Origin of the sequence: Variovorax sp. YR266 (genome assembly GCF_900107295.1) — a bacterium.
GTDB lineage: Bacteria > Pseudomonadota > Gammaproteobacteria > Burkholderiales > Burkholderiaceae_C > Variovorax.
The window spans coordinates 24629-46036 of record NZ_FNPM01000005.1; the positions used below are offsets into that span (position 1 = coordinate 24629).

Here is a 21408-nt window from a genome sequence, read left to right on the forward strand (position 1 = left end):
TCAGGCCGAAGCCAGTTGCGCGTGCATCTCCTGCACCGAGATCACGCCGAGTTCGTCCATGAAGCCCATGCCCTCGACCGCGGCTTCGGCACCGAAGATCGTGGTGAAGGTAGTCACACGCGCCAGCAGTGCCGAGGTGCGGATCTGCCGCGAGTCGGTAATCGCGTTGCGGCGCTCTTCCACCGTGTTGATGACCAGCGCGATCTCGTTGTTCTTGATCATGTCCACGATGTGCGGGCGACCTTCGGTCACCTTGTTCACCGTTGCGCACTCGATGCCGGCAGCGCTGATGGCGGCGGCCGTGCCCTTGGTGGCAATCAGCTCGAAGCCCAGCTTCGCCAGGCCGCGCGCCACTTCGACCGCGCGCGCCTTGTCGTTGTTCTTCACCGAGATGAAGACCTTGCCCGACTTCGGCAGGTGCGTGCCGGCGCCCAGTTGCGACTTCACGAAGGCTTCGCCGAAGGTCTTGCCCACGCCCATCACTTCGCCGGTCGACTTCATCTCGGGGCCAAGGATGGTGTCCACGCCCGGGAACTTGACGAACGGGAACACGGCCTCCTTCACGCTGAAGTACGGCGGCGTCACTTCCTTCGTGATGCCTTGCGACTTCAGCGACTGGCCTGCCATGCAGCGTGCCGCCACCTTGGCGAGCTGGATGCCGGTGGCCTTGCTCACATAGGGCACGGTACGCGAAGCACGCGGGTTCACTTCGAGCACGTAGATGACGTCCTTGCCGTCCTTCTGCTGGATCGCGAACTGCACGTTCATCAGGCCGACCACGTTCAGCGCAGCCGCCATCGCGGCGCTCTGGCGCTTCAGCTCGGCCACCGTGTCGGCGTTCAGGCTATAGGGCGGCAGCGAACAGGCGGAGTCGCCCGAGTGCACGCCGGCCTGTTCGATGTGCTCCATCACGCCGCCGATCAGCGTGCCGCCTTCGGCGTCGCGGATGCAGTCGACGTCGCACTCGACGGCGTCGTTCAGGAAGCGGTCGAGCAGCACCGGCGAATCGTTGCTGACCTTGACGGCTTCGCGCATGTAGCGCTCGAGGTCGCGCTGCTCGTGCACGATTTCCATCGCGCGGCCGCCAAGCACGTAGCTCGGGCGCACCACCAGCGGATAACCGAGGGCCGCGGCCTTTTCGAGCGCTTCGGGTTCGGTGCGCGCGGTGGCGTTCGGCGGCTGGCGCAGGCCCAGCTCGTGCAGCAGCTTCTGGAAGCGCTCGCGGTCTTCGGCCGCGTCGATCATGTCAGGCGAGGTGCCGATGATCGGCACGCCATTCGCTTCGAGGTCGAGCGCGAGCTTCAAAGGCGTCTGGCCGCCGTACTGCACGATCACGCCGAGCGGCTTTTCCTTGTCGACGATCTCGAGCACGTCTTCGAGCGTGAGCGGCTCGAAATACAGACGGTCCGAGGTGTCGTAGTCGGTCGACACGGTCTCGGGATTGCAGTTGACCATGATGGTCTCGTAGCCGTCCTCGCGCATGGCGAGCGCGGCGTGCACGCAGCAGTAGTCGAACTCGATGCCCTGGCCGATGCGGTTGGGACCGCCGCCGAGCACCATGATCTTCTTCTTGTCCGTCGGGTCGGCTTCGCACTCGTCCTCGTAGGTCGAGTACATGTAGGCCGTGTTGGTCGCGAACTCGGCCGCGCAGGTGTCCACGCGCTTGTAGACGGGGCGCACGCCCAGGGCGCGGCGCTTCTCGCGAATGGCCGTGTCGGTGGTCTTGAGCTGTTTGGCGAGGCGGCGGTCGGAGAAGCCCTTTTTCTTCAGCGCCAGCAGCGTGTCGCGGTCGATGTCGTCGAGCGACTTGGTTTCGAGCTCGAGTTCGATCTTCACGATCTCTTCGATCTGCACCAGGAACCAGGGGTCGATCTTGGTCAGCGCGAACACTTCATCCACGCTCAGGCCCATGGCGAAAGCATCGCCCACGTACCAGATGCGCTCGGGGCCGGGCTCGCCCAGTTCCTTCTCGAGCACTTCGCGGTCTTGCGTCTTCTCGTTGAGACCGTCCACGCCCACTTCGAGGCCGCGCAGGGCCTTCTGGAACGACTCCTGGAAGGTGCGGCCCATGGCCATCACCTCGCCCACCGACTTCATCTGCGTCGTGAGACGCGAGTCGGCCTGCGGGAACTTCTCGAACGCGAAACGCGGGATCTTGGTGACCACGTAGTCGATCGATGGTTCGAACGACGCGGGCGTCGCGCCACCGGTGATTTCGTTGCGCAGCTCGTCGAGCGTGTAGCCCACGGCCAGCTTGGCCGCGACCTTGGCGATCGGGAAGCCCGTGGCCTTGGAGGCCAGCGCCGACGAACGCGACACGCGCGGATTCATCTCGATGACGACCATGCGGCCGTCCTTCGGGTTGATGGAGAACTGCACGTTCGAGCCGCCGGTATCGACGCCGATCTCGCGCAGCACGGCCAGCGAGGCGTTGCGCAGGATCTGGTATTCCTTGTCGCTCAGCGTCTGCGCGGGGGCCACGGTGATCGAGTCGCCGGTGTGCACGCCCATCGGGTCGAGGTTTTCGATCGAGCAGACGATGATGCAGTTGTCGGCCTTGTCACGCACGACTTCCATCTCGTACTCTTTCCAGCCGAGCAGCGATTCTTCGATCAGCAGCTCGTTGGTGGGCGAGGCTTCGATGCCGCGCTTGCAGATGGTCTCGAATTCTTCCGGGTTGTAGGCGATGCCGCCGCCGGTGCCGCCGAGCGTGAAGCTGGGGCGGATCACGGTCGGGAAGCCGACCGACTTCTGCACGGCCCAGGCTTCGTCCATCGAGTGCGCAATGCCGGAACGGGCCGAGCCCAGTCCGATCTTGGTCATCGCGTCCTTGAACTTCAGGCGGTCTTCGGCCTTGTCGATGGCTTCAGGCGTGGCGCCGATCAGCTCGACCGGCTTGTTGGTGGCCGCGCCGGTGTACTTGTCGAGCACGCCGTTGCGCCACAGGTCGAGCGCGCAGTTGAGCGCGGTCTGGCCGCCCATGGTCGGCAGGATCGCGTCGGGGCGCTCCTTGGCGATGATTTTCTCGACCGTCTGCCAGGTGATGGGCTCGATGTAGGTGACGTCGGCCGTGGCCGGGTCGGTCATGATCGTCGCAGGGTTGCTGTTGATCAGGATGACCTTGTAGCCCTCTTCGCGCAGCGCCTTGCAGGCTTGCACGCCGGAGTAGTCGAACTCGCAGGCCTGGCCGATGATGATCGGGCCGGCGCCGATGATGAGGATCGATTTGAGGTCTGTGCGCTTAGGCATTCTCTTTCTCCGTCTTTTCCGTCTTGTTCTTTTCCATGAGTGCCGTGAAGCGATCGAACAGGTAGCCGATGTCGTGCGGACCCGGCGAGGCTTCAGGGTGACCCTGGAAGCAGAACGCGGGCTTGTCGGTGCGCGCCAGGCCCTGCAGCGTGTTGTCGAACAGGCTGATGTGCGTGGGACGCAGGTTGGCCGGCAGCGACTTCTCGTCGACCGCGAAGCCGTGGTTCTGGCTGGTGATGCTCACGCGGCCGTTGTCGAGGTCCTTCACCGGATGGTTCGCGCCGTGGTGGCCGAACTTCATCTTGAAGGTCTTCGCGCCGGAGGCCAGCGCCATGATCTGGTGGCCCAGGCAGATACCGAAGGTGGGAATGCCGGTCTCGATCAGTTCCTTGACGGCGCTGATGGCGTAGTCGCAGGGCTCCGGGTCGCCGGGGCCGTTGGCCAGGAAGATGCCGTCTGGCTTGAGCTTGAGCACGTCGGCCGCGGGCGTCTGCGCCGGCACCACGGTGATGCGCGCGCCGCGCTGCGCGATCATGCGCAGGATGTTCTTCTTGACGCCGTAGTCGAAGGCGACGACGTGGAACTTCGGCGTGATCTGCACGCCGTAGCCCGCACCCAGCTTCCACTCGGTTTCGGTCCATTCGTAGGTCTGCTTGACCGACACCACCTTGGCGAGGTCGAGGCCCGACATGCTCGGCGCGGCCTTGGCGGCGGCGATGGCCTTGTCGATCAGCGCCTGCGTGACGGCTTCGCCTTCGGCCAGGCCCAGGATGCAGCCGTTCTGCGCGCCGTGGGTGCGCAGGTGGCGCGTGAGCTTGCGGGTATCGATGTTCGCGATGGCCACCGTCTTGCCGGACACGAGGTATTCGGTCAGCGTGGCGGTCTTGCGGAAGTTGGAGGCGACGAGGGGCAGGTCCTTGATGATCAGGCCCGCGGCATGGATCTTGTCGGCTTCGATGTCTTCCCCGTTGACGCCGTAGTTGCCGATGTGCGGATACGTGAGCGTCACGATCTGCTGGCAGTAGCTCGGGTCGGTGAGGATTTCCTGGTAACCGGTCATGGCGGTGTTGAACACCACTTCACCGGTCGTGGAGCCGGCGGCTCCGATCGAATTGCCTTGAAAGACCGTGCCGTCTGCGAGCGCCAGGATGGCGGGCGGGAAACTTCCCTTGAGAGACAAAAGCACTGGGTTCTCCGGATGGTTACGGTCGCCCGGAGCCCCAGGCGCGTTGCCTGCGAGCTGCTGCTTAAGGGGATTTTGGCGTTAAAGGCGGCCGGGCGACGCTGATTTGCGAGTAAGCCCCCGATTGTAGCCCGGACTGAGTGTGTTATTTGGCCTGCAGGGCTGCTCCGCTCGCATGCAGGCAGATTGCGGCGGCAGCGGCCACGTTGAGCGACTCCTCGCCGCCCGGCTGCGCAATGCGGATGTGGCGTGTCGCCCGGGCTTCCAGCGCGGGCGAAACGCCCTGCCCCTCGTGGCCCATGAGCCAGGCGCAGGGATGCGGCAGTTCGGCCTTGTGGAGCCATTCGCCGTGGTGCGAACTGGTCGCCACCAGCGGCACTTTCAGGCCGTCGAGCACGTCGGCGTCCACGCCTTCGATCAGCCGCAGGCCGAAATGGGCACCCATGCCGGCGCGCAGCACCTTCGGGGCCCACAGCGCGGCCGTGCCCTTGAGCGTGATCACCTGGGTGAAGCCGAAGGCGGCGGCGCTGCGCAGGATGGAACCCGCATTGCCGGCGTCCTGCAGGCGGTCGAGCACGACGCTGGGGGCGTTGGGAATCAGTTCCGGGCGGGACGGCAGGTCGAGCACGAAGCCCATGGGCGCAGGCGATTCCAACCCGCTGACGCCGCGCAGCAGGTCGTCGGCAACCACTACGGTTTTGATAGCGCCGCTCGCCCATTCAGCGGGCGCTTGGGGCCAGAAAGACTCCGAAAATACGGCAATCGCGGGCTTGACGCCCCGCGCCAGCGCCGCCCGACACAGATGATCGCCTTCGAGCCAGAGACGGCCGAGCTTGCGGTAAGCACCCGGGTCCTGCGCGAGCTTGCGCAGGTCCTTGAGCAGCGGGTTGTCGCGCGAGCTGATGTGGCTGGCGCCGGTGTCGGAGGTCATCGGGTGTTCAGGGCGCGGCGCGGAGTTCAGGGCGCACGGCCTCGGCGACCCCAACCAGCATCGCCGGTTGCTCAGATTCGGCCGGCAGCACCACATTCAAGACGCCGCCCGTGCGGGCGAGCGCCGCGGCCACCGGGCTGAACGACCTGCGGTGGTGCACACACGCGCCATGGCGCTGCAGCGCTTCCAGGTGTTCAGGCGTGCCGTAGCCCTTGTGGCCGGCAAAGCCGTAGTGCGGAAATTCGACATGCAACTGCTCGCACAGCCGGTCGCGGTGCACTTTCGCCAGGATCGACGCAGCGGAAATAGCCTTCACCCGCGAATCGCCCTTGACGATGGCTTCGGCCAGCACGTCGAGCGTGGGCAGGCGATTGCCGTCGACCAACACCTTGACGGGCTTCAGCCGCAGCCCCTCGACCGCGCGACGCATCGCGAGCATGGTGGCCTGCAGGATGTTGTGGGTGTCGATCTCTTCGACGGTGGCCTGCGCGATGGAACAGCACAGCGCCTTCGCCAGGATCTGGTCATGCAAGCGTTCGCGCTGCAGGGCCGTGAGAGTCTTGGAATCGGCCAGGCCGCGAATCGGCCGCAGGTCGTCGAGGATCACGGCCGCAGCCACCACCGGACCGGCCAGGGGGCCACGCCCCGCCTCGTCGACGCCCGCCATCAGCCCCGGTGCGTCCCACACCAGCGGGGCCTGTTCAGCCTTCAAGAACTTTCTGGATCGCATCGGCGCAAAGTGTCGGCGTATCGCGCTGCAATTGCACATGCAGCTCTGAAAATCTTTGTTGCAAGGCTTGCGTTTTCCCGGGCGCATCGAGCCAGGCCAGTGTGGCCTGGGCCAGCGCCTCGGGCGTGGCGGCTTCCTGCAGCAACTCCGGCACCACGAACTCGCGACACAGGATGTTGGGCAGGCCGACCCACGGCTGCAATTGCTTGCGTTGCATGAAACGCCACGACAGCGCATTCATGTTGTAGGCGATGACCATCGGCCGCTTGAACAGAGCCGCCTCGAGCGTGGCGGTGCCGCTGGCGATCAGCGTGGCGTCGCAGGCGGCCAGCGCGGCATGCGACTGGCCATCGAGCAGCTTCACGCGCCCGGCCATGCCGCTGGCCTGCAGCAGGACCTCAACCTCGGCTCGCAGGCCCGGCAGGATGGGGGCCACGAACTGGAGTTCCGGCCGCGCCTTCTGCATCAATGCGGCTGCAGCGAAGAAACGGGCGGCCAGGTAGCGAATTTCCGAGCGGCGGCTGCCCGGCAGCAAGGCGACGACCTGCGCATCAGGCACCAAGCCCAGTGTGGCGCGTGCAGCGGCACGGTCGGGCGTCATCGGGATCACGTTGGCGATGGGATGGCCGACATAGCTCGCGGCCACGCCGTGCTCCGCCAGCAATGCAGGCTCGAACGGGAAGATGCACAAGACATGGTCAGCCGCCGCCCGGATCTTCTCGACGCGCTCCGGCCGCCAGGCCCAGATCGACGGGCAGACGAAGTGCACCGTCTTCATGCCGTGGCTGCGCAGGCCGGCCTCGAGGTCGAGGTTGAAATCGGGCGCGTCGACGCCGATGAAGAGTCCGGGGCGCTCCTGCAGCAGTCGGGCCTTGAGCTTGCGGCGAATGCCGGCGATCTCGGCGTAATGCCGCAGCACCTCGATGTAGCCGCGCACCGCGAGCTTTTCCTGGGGCCACCAGCTCTGGAAGCCGTGGGCCAGCATGCGGGGGCCGCCGATGCCGGCGGTCTGGAGATCGGGCCAACGAGCCTGGAGGCCGTCGAGCAGCAGTCCCGCCAGCAGGTCGCCGGAGGCTTCACCTGCGACCAGCGCGAAACGTCGCTGTTCGTCCTTCTGCATCGCCGTCACGTCAGCGCGCGATGCCGCGCGTCGAGTTGGCGAGGAAGGCTTCCATCAGCGCGACGTCGCCTGCCGCTTCCGGCATTTCCGTCGCGAGCGCGGCGATGCCCGCGCGCGCCTCTTCGAGCGTCTTGCCCTGGCGATACAGCAGGCGGTGCATCTGCTTCACCGCCGCGAGCCTCTCGGCGGAAAAGTCGCGCCGACGCAGGCCGACGACATTGAAGCCGCGCACAGCCAGCGGATTACCGTCGACCAGCATGAAGGGAGGCACGTCTTGCGTAACAGCGCTGGCAAAGCCAAGCATGGCGTGGGCACCGATCGAAACGAATTGGTGAATGCCCGTGAGCCCGCCGACCGTGACCCAGTCGGCCAGGTGCACATGCCCCGCCAGCGTGGTGTTGTTGGACAAGGTGGTGTGGTTGTCGACACGGCAGTCGTGCGCGATGTGCGTGTACGCCATGATCCAGTTGTCGCTGCCCACGCGCGTCACGCCCCCCGCGCCCGGCACGCCGAGGTTGAAGGTGCAGAACTCGCGGATCACGTTGCGGTCGCCGATGACGAGCTCAGTCGGCTCGCCGGCGTACTTCTTGTCCTGCGGTATGGCGCCGAGAGACGAGAACTGGAAGATCCGGTTGTCGCGCCCGATGGTCGTGCGCCCTTCGATCACGCAGTGCGCACCGATGGTGGTACCCGCGCCCACCCGCACGTGCGGGCCGATCACGGTATAGGGCCCAACCGACACCGAGGCGTCGAGTTGTGCCTTGGGGTCGACGAGTGCTGTCGAATGAACCTGGGTCATGCCTTGTGAAACGACTGGCTGGGGCAGGATCAGCTTATCTGGCGCATGGCGCACATCAGCGTCGCCTCGCAGGCGAGTTCGCTGCCCACCAGGGCCCGGCCCTTGAACTTGGAAATGCCCGCCTTCATGCGCTCGATTTCGACTTCGAGCGTCAGCTGGTCGCCGGGTTCCACCGGGCGCTTGAAGCGCGCGCCGTCGATGGCGGCAAAGTAGTAGACGGTGTTGTCGTCCGGCACGATGTCGAGCGAATGGAACGACAGCAGGGCCGCGGCCTGGGCCATGGCTTCGAGCATCAGCACGCCCGGCATCACCGGGCGGTGCGGAAAGTGGCCGTTGAAGAACGGCTCGTTCATCGTCACATTCTTGAGCGCGGTGATGCGCTTGCCCTTTTCCATGTCGAGCACGCGGTCCACCAGCAGGAACGGGTATCGGTGGGGCAGCAGCTTGAGGATTTGATGGATATCGAGCGTCGTCGTCATGATTTTCTGTTCCTGCATCGTCGTCATTTTTTCGAGGGAGCTTTCTCCAGCGCCTTCAGTCGTTCGCGCAGGCTGTGCAACTGCTTGAGCGTTGCCGCATTTTTTTCCCAGCTCGCATTGTCATCGATGGGAAACATACCGGTGTACTGGCCGGCCTTGTGAATTGAACGGGTGACCACGGTCGCGGCGGATATGTGCACGCCGTCGGCCACTGTCAGATGGCCCAGCACGATGGCGCCGCCGCCAAAGGTGCAATTGGCGCCAATGGTGGCGCTGCCAGCCACGCCGACGCAACCCGCCATGGCCGTGTTCTTGCCGACGCGCACGTTGTGGCCGATCTGGATCAGGTTGTCGAGCTTCACGCCGTCTTCGATCACGGTGTCGTCGAGCGCGCCGCGGTCGATGCAGGTGTTGGCGCCGATTTCGACGTCGTTGCCGATGCGCACCGCACCCAGTTGCTCGATCTTGACCCAGCGCCCCTCGTGCGGCGCGAGGCCGAAGCCGTCAGCGCCGATGACCACGCCAGGGTGCAGCAGGCAGCGCTCGCCGATGAAGCAGTCTTCACTGACCGTCACGCGCGACTTCAGCACCGTGCCCGCGCCGATGCGTGCGCCCCGCTCCACCACGCACAGCGCACCGATGCGCGCCGTGGCGTCGACCTGCGCCTCGGCGTGGATCACCGCGCTGGGATGGATCCGGTCGGCCTCCGGACGCGCGTGATGCGCCTTCCAGAGCTGCGTCAGGCGGGCAAAGTAGAAGTACGGATCGGGCGTGACGATGAAAGCGCCACGCGCCGCGGCCGCCTCGCGCATGGCGGGCGAGACGATCACGCAGGCGGCCTTCGAGGCCGCCAGTTCCTGCTGGTATTTGGGATGGCTCAGGAAGCTGAGCGCATCGGGCTGTGCATTCTGCAGCGGCGCAAGCCGCTCGATGGACAGCGCCGCATCGCCATGAAGCTCGCCCCCAAGGGCGTCAACGATGGCTCCGAGCTGCAGTGACACGCCGGTTCGCGGCGTTACTTGCCGGCCGCGGGCGCAGGAGAGCCGACCGACGCGTTCAGCGCCTTGATCACCTTGTCGGTGATGTCGTGCTTCGGATTGATGTAGATCGCTTCCTGCAGGATGGCGTCGTACTTCTCGGCCTCGGCCACCTGCTTCACCACGCGGTTGGCACGCTCGTAGACTTGCTGGAGCTCTTCGTTCTTGCGCGCGTTCAGGTCTTCCTGGAATTCACGGCGCTTGCGCTGGAAGTCGCGGTCCTGGTCGACCAGCGCGCGCTGGCGCGTGACCCGCTGGCTTTCCGACAGGGTCGGCGCCTCGCGCTCGAACTTCTCAGAAGCCGCCTTCAGGGCGTCGCCTTGTGCGGTCAGGTCCTTCTCGCGCTTCAGGAATTCGGCTTCGAGCTTCGCCTGGGCAGTCTTGGCCGGCTGCGCCTCACGCAGCACGCGGTCCGGGTTCACGAAACCGATGCGAAAGGTTTCCTGCGCCTGGGCGGGCACCGCAGCGAATGCGAGAGCGGGAATCAACAACGCGCCTGCCGCAGCGCGAATCAAATGCTTCATTTAGAAAGACGTTCCGATCTGGAATTGGAGGCGCTGAATTCTATCCTTCGGGATATACCCGGCTGTAAACGGCTGCCCCACTTCCTTCTGAGACCTGACTGGGAAGGCATAAGCAAGACGCAGCGGGCCCAGCGGCGAAATCCAGCTGACGCCCAGACCGACCGACGCGCGCAACTTCTTCTCGGCCTTCCATTGCTCGTCGGTCACGCCAGCGGCACGCGTGCCGAACACGTTGCCGGCGTCGAAGAAGCCGTACAAGCGCAGCGTGCGGTCGTTGCCGGCACCCGGGAACGGCGTGCTCAGTTCGGCATTGAAGACTGCCTTCTTGGTGCCACCGAGAGCTGCACCTTCGCTCTGGAGAAACAGAGGGGCATCGCGCGGCCCCAGCGAGTTCTGCTCGAAGCCACGGACGGAACCCAGGCCACCGGCATAGAAGTTCTTGAAGATCGGGTAGACCTTGTTGCCGAGCGCCTTGGCATAGCCGACTTCGCCGTTGATCGAGAAGGTGTACTGCTTGCTGATCGCGAAGAACTGCTGGTATTGGTAGTTCGTCTTGATGTACTTCATGTCCCCGGCCGCGCCCACTTCGAGGTTGGCGCGCTGCAGACGGCCCGTGGTCGGGATCAGCGCACTGTCGCGACTGTCACGGCCCCAGCCGACGCTCAGCGGAACACCCCAGACGCTCTTCTGGTCGCAATTGACCACCAGCAGGCCCGTGGCATCCTTCTGGCACTGGAAATAGGCAAGATAAGACGGCGGCGTGTACAGGCCGGAGAATGCAGTCGAACTGTTGGGATCGAACGCATAGCGCTCGAGACCGATGCCGAAGAAGACGGTATCGACTTCGCTGAACGGCACGCCAAAACGGATGGAAGCGCCCTGGTTCACCAGTTTGTAGTCGCCATCGGTGGAGGTCTGATACGGGCGCGTCGTGGTGTGGTAGACGCTGATCGTGCGCGAGATGCCGTCCGGCGTGAAGTAAGGGTCGGTCGTGGTCACCGACAGCGTGCGGTTGTACTTGCTGGTGTTGACCTGCACGCCCAGGAAGTTACCCGAGCCGAACACGTTTTCCTGCGAGATACCAAAGGTCAGCGCGACCTTTTCGGCGCTCGAGTAGCCGGCGCCGAGTTGCAGGCTGCCGGTGGGCTTTTCAGCCACGTTGACGGTCAGGTCCACCTGGTCGGGCGAGCCGGGCACCTCCTGCGTTTCGACGTTCACTTCGGTGAAGAAGCCCAGGCGGTCCACGCGGTCGCGCGACAGCTTGATCTTGTCGCCGTCGTACCAGGAGGCTTCGTACTGGCGGAACTCGCGACGGATGACTTCGTCGCGGGTCTTGTTGTTGCCGCCCACCGAAACGCGACGCACGTACACGCGGCGCGAGGGCTCGGCCTGCAGCGTGAGCGCCACGCGGTTGTTCGCGCGGTCGATATCGGGGCGCGCCTGCACGCGTGCGAACGCATAGCCGAAGGTGCCGAAATAGTCGTTGAAGGCCTTGGTGGTCTCGGTGACCTGCTCGCCGTTGTAGGGCTCGCCCGGCTTGATGGTGATGAGTGACTTGAACTCGTCGTCGCGGCCGAGGTAGTTGCCGTCGAGCTTGACGCTCGACACCACGAACTTCTCGCCTTCGCTGATGTTCACGGTCACCGTCAGGTCCTTGCGGTCCGGCGAAATGGCGACCTGGGTCGAGTCGATGCGGAACTCGAGGTAGCCGCGGGTGATGTAGTACGAGCGCAGCGTTTCGAGGTCGGCGTTGAGCTTGGCGCGCGAATACTGGTTCGACTTGGTGTACCAGCTCATGAAGCCGCCGCTGTCCTGATCGAACAGGCTCAGCAGCGTCGATTCGCTGAAGGCCTTGTTGCCGACCACGTGCACTTCGCGGATGCGGGCCGACTCGCCTTCGGTCACGGTGAAGGTCAGGTTGACGCGGTTGCGCTCGATGGGCGTGACAGTGGTCACGACCTGCGCGTTGTAGAGACTGCGGCTCACGTACTGGCGCTTGAGCTCCTGCTCGGCGCGGTCAGCCAGTGCCTTGTCGTAGGGACGGCCATCGGTCAGGCCGACTTCGCGCAGCGCCTTCTGCAGCGCGGCCTTGTCGAATTCCTTGGTGCCGACGAAATCGACGTCTGCAATGGTCGGTCGCTCTTCGACGATCACCACCAGCACGTTGCCGTTCACGTCGATGCGCACATCCTTGAACAACCCCAGGTCGAACAGCGCACGGATGGCGGCGGAACCGCGCTCGTCGCTGTAGGTATCGCCCACGCGCAGCGGCAGCGACGCGAAGATCGTACCGGCTTCGACGCGTTGCAGACCTTCGACGCGAATGTCGCGCACCGTGAAAGGCTCTACGGCCCAGGCTGCCGTGGCTGCGAGCGCACTGGCAACCACCGCGGCAACGCTACGCAGGCGAAAGCGACTGAAGTTTTTGTTCATCTGAGAATTGAGCCGGCACGGAAAGGGCCGGGCAGAAAGTTAACCAAAGAGCCGTGTGACGTCGTTGAAGAGTGCGACCGACATCATGACCAGCAGCAGGGCCACACCCCCGCGCTGAAGCCGTTCCATCCAAGCGTCGGAGACGCTCTTGCCGGTCAGGCCCTCCCAAAGATAATACATCAGGTGTCCCCCATCGAGGACCGGCAGCGGCATGAGATTGAGGACTCCGAGGCTCACGCTGATGAGCGCCAGGAAGACCAGATACTGAGTAAAACCGAGGCTTGCGGACTTGCCAGCGTAGTCGGCAATCGTGAGTGGACCGCTCAGGTTCTTGAGCGAAGCCTCGCCGATGACCATCTTGCCCATCATGCGCACGGTCAGGGCGGACACCTCCCAGGTGCGCACCACACCACGCCAGACACCGTCGACCAGCCCCTGGCGCACCGTCACCATTTCGGGCGGTGCACCAACGTAGGCGCCGATGCGTCCCACCTTGACGCCGCCCTCTTCCCGCACCTCGGGCTTCACGTCGATCTTGAGCGGCTGGCCGCCGCGCTCGACCTGCCAGGCCTGGGTGCGCGGCTGGTCACCATCGACCGACGCCCGGATCACCTCGCGCAGCTGCTGCCCGTCGACGATGGCCGTGTCGCCGATGGCGCGCACCACGTCGCCGTTGCGCAGGCCGGCGCTTTCCGCCGCACTGCCCGCCATGACTTCGCCGATCTCAGGCCGGGTCAGGGGTGCCACTACGCCGATCTTGCGGAACATCTGCGGATCGGCGTCCTTGGTCTCCATGCGGCTCAGCGGCAGTACCAGCTGGCGCGCCGGCCGGCCGGCTTCCCCTGCGACTTCGAGCGTCAGGTCATGGCCATCGAGCGCGCCACGCGTCATGCGCCAGCGCAGATCCTCGAAGGACTGGACCGGCGACAGGTCGCCATCGAAGCCCGCTTGCGTGATGTGCTCGCCGCCGCGCAGGCCCGCCGCTTCGGCCAGAGAGGCGGCGACCGGCCGCGCGAGCTTGGCGACCGGCTCCTGCACGCCGATCCAGTTGACGGCCGTGTAAAGCACGACAGCCAGCAGCAGATTGGCGATCGGCCCCGCCGCAACAATGGCCGCTCGGGAACGCAAAGGCTGGGTGTTGAAGGCGCGATGGCGCTCTTCAGGCGCGACCGGCCCCTCGCGCTCGTCGAGCATCTTGACGTAGCCGCCGAACGGGAATGCACCGATGACGAACTCGGTCTGTTGCCCCGGATGCTGGCGCTTGGGCTGCCAGCGCAGCAGCGCCTTGCCGAATCCCACGGAGAAACGCTCGACTTTGACTCCACAGGCAACAGCCACGCGGTAGTGTCCGTATTCGTGCACCGCGATCAGGACACCGAGTGCGACCACAAAGGCTATGACAGTGAGCAGCATCGGGGTCCTTGGTCTCTACGGAGGGTCGTCAGGTCAGGCTGCGAAACGCAGCGCCGCGGCATTAGCCGCCGCGCGGGCGCTGGCATCGATCGCCAGCAGGTCGGCCAGCGATGCCGGCTTGGAGGGGGCGACCCTTTCCAAAGTTTCCATGTTGACCGCATGTATGCAATCAAAACGCAGGCGGCGGTTCAGGAAAGCTTCAACTGCGACCTCATTGGCGGCATTGAGCACCGCCGTCGTGCCCGGCGCGGCGCGCAGCGCGTGCCATGCCAGGCCCAGTCCGGGAAAGAGTGCTGCGTCGGGCGCATCGAAGGTCAGCGAGGCCATCTGGCGGAAGTCGAGCCGCGCAGCACCGCTCTCGATGCGCTCAGGCCAAGCCAGGCCCACCGCGATCGGCACCCGCATGTCGGGCGTACCGAGCTGGGCGATGACCGAAGCATCGGTGAACTGCACCATCGAGTGCACCACGCTCTGCGGATGAATGACGACCTCGATCTGATCAGGCGCGACACCGAACAGGTGACGCGCCTCGATCACTTCGAGGGCCTTGTTCATCATGGTGGCCGAGTCGACCGAAATCTTGCGGCCCATGACCCAGTTCGGATGGGCGCAGGCCTGTTCGGGCGTCACCGTACCCAGGGTTTCCGGCGCACGAGTGCGGAACGGGCCACCCGATGCGGTCAGGATGATCTTGTCAATACGCCGCGCCCAGGTGGACGGGTCTTCAGGCAGCGACTGGAAGATGGCCGAATGCTCGCTGTCGATAGGCAGCAACGTCGCGCCGCCTTCGCGCACGGTACGCATGAAGAGTTCGCCGCCGACGACCAGCGCTTCCTTGTTGGCCAGCAGCAGCCGCTTGCCGGCGCGCGCGGCGGCCAGGCAAGGGCCAAGGCCCGCCGCACCGACGATGGCGGCCATCACAGCATCGACTTCGTCGTGAGACGCTATCGTTTCGAGAGCATCATCGCTCGCCAGAACAACCGTTTTCAGGCTGTTTTGCTTCAACTTTTCAGCCAGCAACGCAGCATGCGGCGCACTGGCCATCACGGCGAACCGGGGCGAGAACTGAGCGCACTGCGCCAGCAACTCGTCGACCTTGGTAGCCGCCGAAAGGGCAAACACTTCGAAACGCTCGGGGTGCCGCGAAATGACGTCGAGCGTGCTCACGCCGACCGAACCGGTCGAGCCGAGCACCGTGACGCGTTGTCTTCTGGGTGTGTTCACAGGAAAGCCAGCATCATGGCAATGGGAAGCGCCGGCAAGAGGGCATCCACGCGGTCGAGGACGCCGCCGTGGCCGGGCAGCAGCCGGCTGCTGTCCTTGGCGCCGGCGCTGCGCTTGATGAGAGATTCGACGAGGTCACCCACGACGCTCATGGCCGCGAGGAACAGCGCGGCGAGCAGCAAAAGCCACCAGCCACGCTCGTTGAGACGGGTATAGAGGCTGGCCACGGTCGCGCCGGTGGCCTTGTCGGCCCAGACCCAGGCAAAGGCCAGCACCACCACGCCGATCATTCCGCCCCACACGCCTTCCCAGCTCTTGCCGGGACTGATCGCGGGCGCGAGCTTGTTGCGGGTGAACTTCAGGCCGAAGGCGCGGCCGGCGAAATAGGCGAACACGTCGGCCACCCACACCAGCACCAGGATCGACAGCAGGAAGTTGATGCCGATCATGCGTGCCTGCACTGCGGCAAGCCATGCCACCCACAGTGCCAGCAAGCCGCCGACCAGCCGCAGCCCGCGCGGAATGCGGGGCCAGCCCGGCACCGCCACCCGCAGCAGCGCTGCGCCGCCCAGCACCCAGGCTGCACTGGCCAGGGTCCACATCAGGACCAACGGCTGCTCCAGCAGCCCCAGCCACCAGGACAGCGCGCACAGCACCACCGTTTCAACGCCGAGAAACACCGACAGCCGCTGGCCGTATCCATTCAGACGCCCCCACTCCCAGGCGCCAGCGCCGATCAACACCAGCATGACGCAGGCGAAGGGGATGTAGTTTCGATAGAACAGCGCTGGCAGCAGGATCGCGAGCAGCACGATCGCCGTGAGGATGCGTTGTTTGAGCATGCGGGAAGTTGTCAGGCCCTCAGGCCGTGGCGGTCTTGACCTGTGCCGAGGTTTGGCCGAAGCGCCGCTCACGGCCCTGGAACGCGGCAATGGCCTCGTCCAGCGCAGCTTCGTCGAATTCGGGCCACAGCTTGTCGCTGAAGAAAAGCTCGGCGTAGGCACTCTGCCAGAGCAGGAAGTTGGACAACCGTTGCTCGCCGCCCGTGCGGATGAACAGGTCGGGGTCAGGCACATGGGCCAGGGCCATGGCGCGGTCGAGGCTCGCCTCGGTGATCGCATCGCCCTGCGCCACCAGCCTGGCGGCGGCCTGCGCGATGTCCCAGCGGCCGCCGTAGTTGAAGCAGACGTTGAGCACCATGCGCGTGTTGTGCGCCGTGGCCAGCTCGGCGTCGACCAGGCCCTTCACCATCTTCGGCGACAGGCCGGCCCGTTCGCCGACGAAATGCAGCCGCACGCCATCGGCGCTGAGCTTGGGCACCTCGCGGGCCAGTGCACCGACCATCAGGTCCATGAGGCCGGAGACTTCCTCGACGGGACGGTTCCAGTTCTCGGACGAGAACGCGAACACCGTGAGTACGCCCACGCCGCGGTCAGCACAGGCCCTGACGCAGCGGCGCAGCGATTCGACGCCCTGCTTGTGCCCCGCGACGCGGGGCAGGAAGCGCCGCGTGGCCCAACGGCCGTTGCCGTCCATGACGATGGCAACGTGGTGGGGAATGCGTGGCGCTGAAGAGGCCATGACAGGCCTCAAACGGCCATGATCTCCGCTTCCTTGGCCGCGACCAGACGGTCGATTTCCGCGATGTGGCGGTCGGTGACCTTCTGGATCTCGGCTTCAGCGCGCTTCTGGTCGTCTTCGGACGCCAGCTTGTCCTTGACCAGCTTCTTGACCGACTCGTTCGCATCGCGGCGCAGGTTACGCGTGGCGACCTTGGCGGTTTCGCCTTCGTTGCGGACCAGCTTGGTCATTTCCTTGCGGCGCTCTTCGCTCATGGCGGGCAGCGGCACGCGGATCAGGTCACCCATGGAGGCGGGGTTCAGGCCCAGGTCGCTTTCGCGGATGGCCTTCTCGATCTTGGCGCCCATGCCCTTTTCCCAAGGCTGGACGCTGATGGTGCGCGAATCGAGCACCGACACGTTGGCCACCTGGCTCAACGGCACCTGCGAGCCGTAGTACTCGACATGGATCGAGTCGAGCAGCGCAGAGTTGGCGCGGCCGGTACGGATCTTCGTAAGGTTGTTCTGGAATGCGGCGAGCGACTGATTCATCTTCGCGTCGGTCGCATTGCGGATATCTGCAATGGTCATCTCAAATACTCCTAGGCATGCACCAGCGTGCCCTCGTCCTCGCCCATGACGACGCGCTTGAATGCGCCGTTCTTGAGAATCGAGAACACCTTGATCGGCAGCTTCTGGTCGCGGCACAGCGCAAAGGCCGTGGCGTCCATGATGCCGAGATTCTTTGCGATCGCCTCGTCGAAGCTGAGCGAGACATAGCGCGTTGCGTCGGGGTTGGTCTTGGGATCGGCGGTGTAGACGCCGTCGACCTTGGTCGCCTTGAGCACCAGTTCGGCACCGATCTCGGCACCGCGCAGCGCAGCGGCCGTGTCGGTGGTGAAGAACGGGTTACCCGTGCCGGCTGCGAACACCACGACCTTGCCCTCTTCGAGGTATTGCAGGGCCTTGGGGCGCACATAGGGCTCGACCACCTGCTCGATGGCAATGGCGGACATCACACGAGCCACGAGGCCCTGTTTGTCCATTGCATCGGCCAGCGCCAGCGAGTTCATGACCGTGGCCAGCATGCCCATGTAGTCGGCCGTGGCGCGGTCCATGCCGACCGAGCCCCCCGCGACGCCGCGGAAGATGTTGCCGCCACCGATCACGACCGCCACCTGCACGCCCATGTTCACGACCTCGGCCACCTCCTGCACCATTCGCACGATGGTCGCGCGGTTGATGCCGAAGGCGTCATCGCCCATCAACGCCTCTCCCGACAGCTTCAACAAGATTCGCTTGTGGGCTGGGCGGGCATCAGACATGGGCAATTTCCTTTGGTTGGACTGGGACGAGTGTAAAACGTAGCGATGAAAAAACGGCGGCGCGCGTGGGCGCACCGCCGTTGAGCCTTAAAGGCTTAAGCAGCAGCCTTGGCCGCTGCAACTTGCGCGGCCACCTCGGCTGCGAAGTCGTCAACTTTCTTCTCAATGCCTTCGCCGACCACGTAAAGGGTGAAGCCCTTGATCGTGGTGCTGGCGGCCTTGAGCATCTGCTCAACGGTCTGCTTGTCGTTCTTCACGAACGGCTGGTTGTGCAGCGAGACTTCCTTGAGGAACTTCTGCACGCCGCCTTCGATGCGCTTGGCAACGATGTCGTCCGGCTGCGGCTTCTTGCCCTCGGCTTCGGCCGTCTTGCGGTCTTCGTCGGCCTTGCCCTTGGCAACTGCGCGCTCTTTTTCGATCAGGTCGGCAGGCACGTCCGATGCCTGGATGGCAACCGGCTTCATGGCGGCGATGTGCATCGCCACGTCCTTGGCCGACGTGTCGTCGCCTTCGAACTCGACCATCACGCCGATGCGCGTGCCGTGCAGGTACGAAGCCAGCTTGCCGTTGCCAGCGAAGTGCTTGAAGCGGCGGAAGCTCATGTTCTCGCCGATCTTGCCGATCAGGCCCTTGCGCACGTCTTCGAGCGTGGGGCCGAAGCCGTCTTGCTCATAGGCGAGTGCGCCCAGCGCAGCGATGTCCGCGGGGTTGTTCTTCGCGACCAGCATGGCGGCGGCGTTGGCCAGGGCCAGGAAGCTGTCGTTCTTGGTGACGAAGTCGGTTTCGCAGTTGATTTCGATCATGCCGCCGGCAGCGCCGTCGACAAAAGCCGTGACCACGCCTTCAGCGGTGATGCGACCCGATGCCTTGCCAGCCTTGTTGCCGAGCTTGATGCGCAGCAGCTCTTCGGCCTTTTCCATGTTGCCGTCGGCCTCCGTCAAGGCCTTCTTGCACTCCATCATCGGCGCGTCGGTCTTTGCGCGCAGTTCGCCGACCATGCTTGCGGTGATTGCAGCCATTTGTGGTATCTCCGTAAATCCAAAAATCAGGTTAAAAAAAAGGGGCACCAAAGCCCCTTCTTCAGGCTCGCAGGCGCGCCAATCAGGCCGAAGCGCCTTCTTCGACTTCGACGAATTCGTCGCCATTGCCTTCGGCGATGGCCTTGACCACGTCACCGGTGGCGCTGTTGCGGCCTTCGATGATCGCGTCGGCGATGCCGCGGGCGTACAGCGTGACAGCCTTCGACGAGTCGTCGTTGCCAGGGATCACGTAGTCGATGCCTTCGGGCGAGTGGTTGGAGTCAACCACGCCAATCAGCGGAATGCCGAGCTTCTTGGCTTCGGCCACGGCGATCTTGTGGAAGCCCACGTCGATCACGAAGATGGCGTCGGGCAGCGCGGCCATATCCTGGATGCCGCCGATGTCCTTTTCGAGCTTCTCGATTTCGCGCGAGAAGGTCAGCTGCTCCTTCTTGCTCAGCGAGTCAAGGCCGGCTTCCTGCTGGGCCTTCATGTCCTTCAGACGCTTGATCGAGGTCTTGACGGTCTTGAAGTTGGTCAGCATGCCGCCGAGCCAGCGGGTGTCGACGAAGGGCACGCCGGCGCGACGGGCTTCTGCCGCCACGATTTCACGGGCCTGGCGCTTCGTGCCGACCATCAGGATCGTGCCGCGGTTAGCGGTGAGCTGCTTGGCGTACTTCATCGCGTCCTGGAACATCGGGAGCGACTTTTCCAGGTTGATGATGTGAATCTTGTTGCGATGACCGAAGATGTACGGGGCCATCTTGGGGTTCCAGAAGCGGGTTTGGTGACCGAAATGGACACCTGCTTCCAGCATTTCGCGCATGGTGGTAGACATTGAAATTACTCCAAAGGTTGGGTCTAAAATCCAGCCCGTTTTGTGCTCTTTTCGAATGGAGTCACAACACCTTGATTGGGCCGGTTTGCGGATGTGTTTGACTGGGTGCAACGGGAGCCGTCGCTCAGCCAGCGAAACCCAAAGAGTATAGCACGGCCGCCGCCCCCTCCTCCCTGAACCCGAGCTGCTTGCACAGCCTCTGCCCCACTCATGAACGACCTTCACGCCACCCGTCTCGACCTTCTGGCAGGTGGCTCCGATGCACGCACCGAAATGGAGCGCGCCATCGGCATCGCCCAGTCCCCGGTCTGCGCGCACGTCTTCACCCGCACCATGTTCGACGAAGCCCGCCAGGCGGCCGCTGCGTCGAACCCCGACAGCCGGCTTTCGGGCCTCGCCTTCACCGCCAAGGACCTGTTCGACATCGAAGGTCAGCCAACGCCCGCCGGCTCAGTGGTCCTGGCCCATGCACCAGTCGCCAGGGCCGATGCCCTTGCCGTGGCGCGGCTGCGCGCCGCGGGCGGCGTGCTGACCGGCCGCACCAACATGACGGAATTCGCTTTCTCGGGCGTCGGCGTCAACCCGCATCACGGCACGCCGGCCAACGTGAGCGATGCCGCCACGCCGCGCATTCCGGGCGGCTCGTCGTCCGGCGCCGCGATCTCGGTGGCCAGCGGGGCCGCGTTCATCGGCCTGGGCTCCGACACTGGCGGCTCGATCCGCATTCCGGCGGCGCTGAACGGCATCGTCGGCTTCAAGAACACGGCCCGGCTGACGCCCGCCGACGGCGCGCTGCCGCTCTCAACCACTCTGGACACTGTCTGCGCCATGACGCGCTCGGTTCGCGACGCCATCACCGCGCACGAGATCCTCGCGGCCCGGCGAGTGACCGCCGGCAACGCCCCTCTGGCCGCCTACAGGCTGGCCGTGGTGAAGAACGTCTTCTTCGACGGCATCGAACCCGCCGTATCCACCGCCTTCGAGCGCTCGCTGAAGGCGCTCCGCGCAGCCGGCGCCCGCATCGTGGAAATCGAACTGCCCGAACTCGCCGAGTTGGCCACCATCAATGCCACCGGCGGCTTCTCGGCCGCCGAGTCGCACGCTTGGCACCGCCTGTTGCTGGAGCGCAGCGGTGCAGGCTACGACCCGCGCGTGGCCCAGCGCATCCTGCGCGGCGCCACGATGAAGGCGCATGAATACATCGACCTGATCAATGCCCGTCGCGACTGGATCGCCCGAGTCGAAACCGCGCTCGCCCCGTTCGACGCCGTGCTGTCGCCGACAGTGCCGATCACCGCGCCGCCCATCGCCAGCGTGGCGCCGGGCACCCAACGCGACGACGAATTCTTCCGCGTCAATGCATTGCTGCTGCGCAACCCGTCGATCATCAATATGCTCGACGGCTGCGCGATCTCGCGGCCCTGCCACGCCGACGGCGAACTGCCGGTTGGCCTGATGTTGTGGCATGCCGCGCTGCACGACGACGCCGTGCTTGCTGTAGCACTCCAGACCGAGCGCGCGCTGCAAAATTAACAGCTGACACGG

General features: G+C 65.0%; 19 protein-coding genes. 1 reads left to right on the forward strand and 18 read right to left on the reverse strand.

Annotated elements, in window-relative coordinates:
* The 18 genes from carB to rpsB form a co-directional block, all read right to left on the reverse strand.
* A complete protein-coding gene (gene carB / locus BLW48_RS14480; RefSeq protein ID WP_093056555.1) occupies positions 1-3249 on the reverse strand; it encodes a carbamoyl-phosphate synthase large subunit in 3249 nt (1082 codons plus the stop codon).
* Positions 3242-4435 (reverse strand): glutamine-hydrolyzing carbamoyl-phosphate synthase small subunit, encoded by a 1194-nt coding sequence (carA, locus tag BLW48_RS14485; protein WP_093175725.1) that lies wholly within the window; start codon positions 4433-4435, stop codon positions 3242-3244. Before carA ends, carB begins: the two co-directional genes overlap by 8 nt.
* A gap of 142 nt (positions 4436-4577) precedes the next feature.
* On the reverse strand, positions 4578-5363 hold the full coding sequence (locus tag BLW48_RS14490) for a TrmH family RNA methyltransferase (protein ID WP_093175728.1): 786 nt from the start codon (positions 5361-5363) through the stop codon (positions 4578-4580).
* A 7-nt stretch (positions 5364-5370) separates the two neighbouring features.
* Positions 5371-6093 carry a ribonuclease HII gene (gene rnhB, locus BLW48_RS14495; RefSeq protein WP_093175730.1) on the reverse strand — a complete coding sequence of 241 codons (723 nt, stop codon included), beginning with the start codon at positions 6091-6093 and terminating at the stop codon, positions 5371-5373.
* Positions 6065-7213, reverse strand: a complete 1149-nt coding sequence (lpxB, locus tag BLW48_RS14500) for a lipid-A-disaccharide synthase (protein WP_093176348.1) — start codon at positions 7211-7213, stop codon at positions 6065-6067. Before lpxB ends, rnhB begins: the two co-directional genes overlap by 29 nt.
* A gap of 10 nt (positions 7214-7223) precedes the next feature.
* Positions 7224-8012, reverse strand: coding sequence for an acyl-ACP--UDP-N-acetylglucosamine O-acyltransferase (gene lpxA, locus BLW48_RS14505; protein ID WP_093073883.1), 789 nt, complete (start codon positions 8010-8012; stop codon positions 7224-7226).
* 29 nt (positions 8013-8041) lie between these two features.
* A complete protein-coding gene (gene fabZ, locus BLW48_RS14510; protein WP_013541729.1) occupies positions 8042-8491 on the reverse strand; it encodes a 3-hydroxyacyl-ACP dehydratase FabZ in 450 nt (149 codons plus the stop codon).
* 23 nt (positions 8492-8514) lie between these two features.
* Entirely contained in the window at positions 8515-9492 is a 978-nt protein-coding gene (gene lpxD / locus BLW48_RS14515) for a UDP-3-O-(3-hydroxymyristoyl)glucosamine N-acyltransferase (RefSeq protein WP_093073881.1), read from the reverse strand.
* Between the two features lie 14 nt (positions 9493-9506).
* Positions 9507-10052: an OmpH/Skp family outer membrane protein gene (locus BLW48_RS14520; protein ID WP_093056550.1), complete on the reverse strand. Its 546-nt coding sequence runs from the start codon at positions 10050-10052 to the stop codon at positions 9507-9509.
* Positions 10053-12485: an outer membrane protein assembly factor BamA gene (gene bamA / locus BLW48_RS14525; RefSeq protein WP_093175733.1), complete on the reverse strand. Its 2433-nt coding sequence runs from the start codon at positions 12483-12485 to the stop codon at positions 10053-10055.
* Between the two features lie 39 nt (positions 12486-12524).
* Positions 12525-13898 carry an RIP metalloprotease RseP gene (rseP, locus tag BLW48_RS14530; RefSeq protein WP_093175736.1) on the reverse strand — a complete coding sequence of 458 codons (1374 nt, stop codon included), beginning with the start codon at positions 13896-13898 and terminating at the stop codon, positions 12525-12527.
* A gap of 33 nt (positions 13899-13931) precedes the next feature.
* Entirely contained in the window at positions 13932-15122 is a 1191-nt protein-coding gene (gene ispC / locus BLW48_RS14535; protein ID WP_093175738.1) for a 1-deoxy-D-xylulose-5-phosphate reductoisomerase, read from the reverse strand.
* On the reverse strand, positions 15119-15964 hold the full coding sequence (locus BLW48_RS14540; RefSeq protein ID WP_093056546.1) for a phosphatidate cytidylyltransferase: 846 nt from the start codon (positions 15962-15964) through the stop codon (positions 15119-15121). Before BLW48_RS14540 ends, ispC begins: the two co-directional genes overlap by 4 nt.
* A gap of 19 nt (positions 15965-15983) precedes the next feature.
* Positions 15984-16703 carry a polyprenyl diphosphate synthase gene (uppS, locus tag BLW48_RS14545; protein WP_093073873.1) on the reverse strand — a complete coding sequence of 240 codons (720 nt, stop codon included), beginning with the start codon at positions 16701-16703 and terminating at the stop codon, positions 15984-15986.
* A gap of 8 nt (positions 16704-16711) precedes the next feature.
* Entirely contained in the window at positions 16712-17272 is a 561-nt protein-coding gene (gene frr / locus BLW48_RS14550; RefSeq protein ID WP_093056544.1) for a ribosome recycling factor, read from the reverse strand.
* 11 nt (positions 17273-17283) lie between these two features.
* Positions 17284-18006 carry a UMP kinase gene (gene pyrH, locus BLW48_RS14555; RefSeq protein WP_093056543.1) on the reverse strand — a complete coding sequence of 241 codons (723 nt, stop codon included), beginning with the start codon at positions 18004-18006 and terminating at the stop codon, positions 17284-17286.
* A gap of 95 nt (positions 18007-18101) precedes the next feature.
* A complete protein-coding gene (gene tsf / locus BLW48_RS14560; protein ID WP_093056542.1) occupies positions 18102-19025 on the reverse strand; it encodes a translation elongation factor Ts in 924 nt (307 codons plus the stop codon).
* An 82-nt stretch (positions 19026-19107) separates the two neighbouring features.
* Positions 19108-19863: a 30S ribosomal protein S2 gene (gene rpsB, locus BLW48_RS14565; protein WP_093056541.1), complete on the reverse strand. Its 756-nt coding sequence runs from the start codon at positions 19861-19863 to the stop codon at positions 19108-19110.
* A 210-nt stretch (positions 19864-20073) separates the two neighbouring features.
* Between rpsB and BLW48_RS14570 the strand changes: the two genes are divergently transcribed.
* Entirely contained in the window at positions 20074-21396 is a 1323-nt protein-coding gene (locus tag BLW48_RS14570) for an amidase (protein WP_093175741.1), read from the forward strand.
* Positions 21397-21408: the final 12 nt, after the last annotated feature.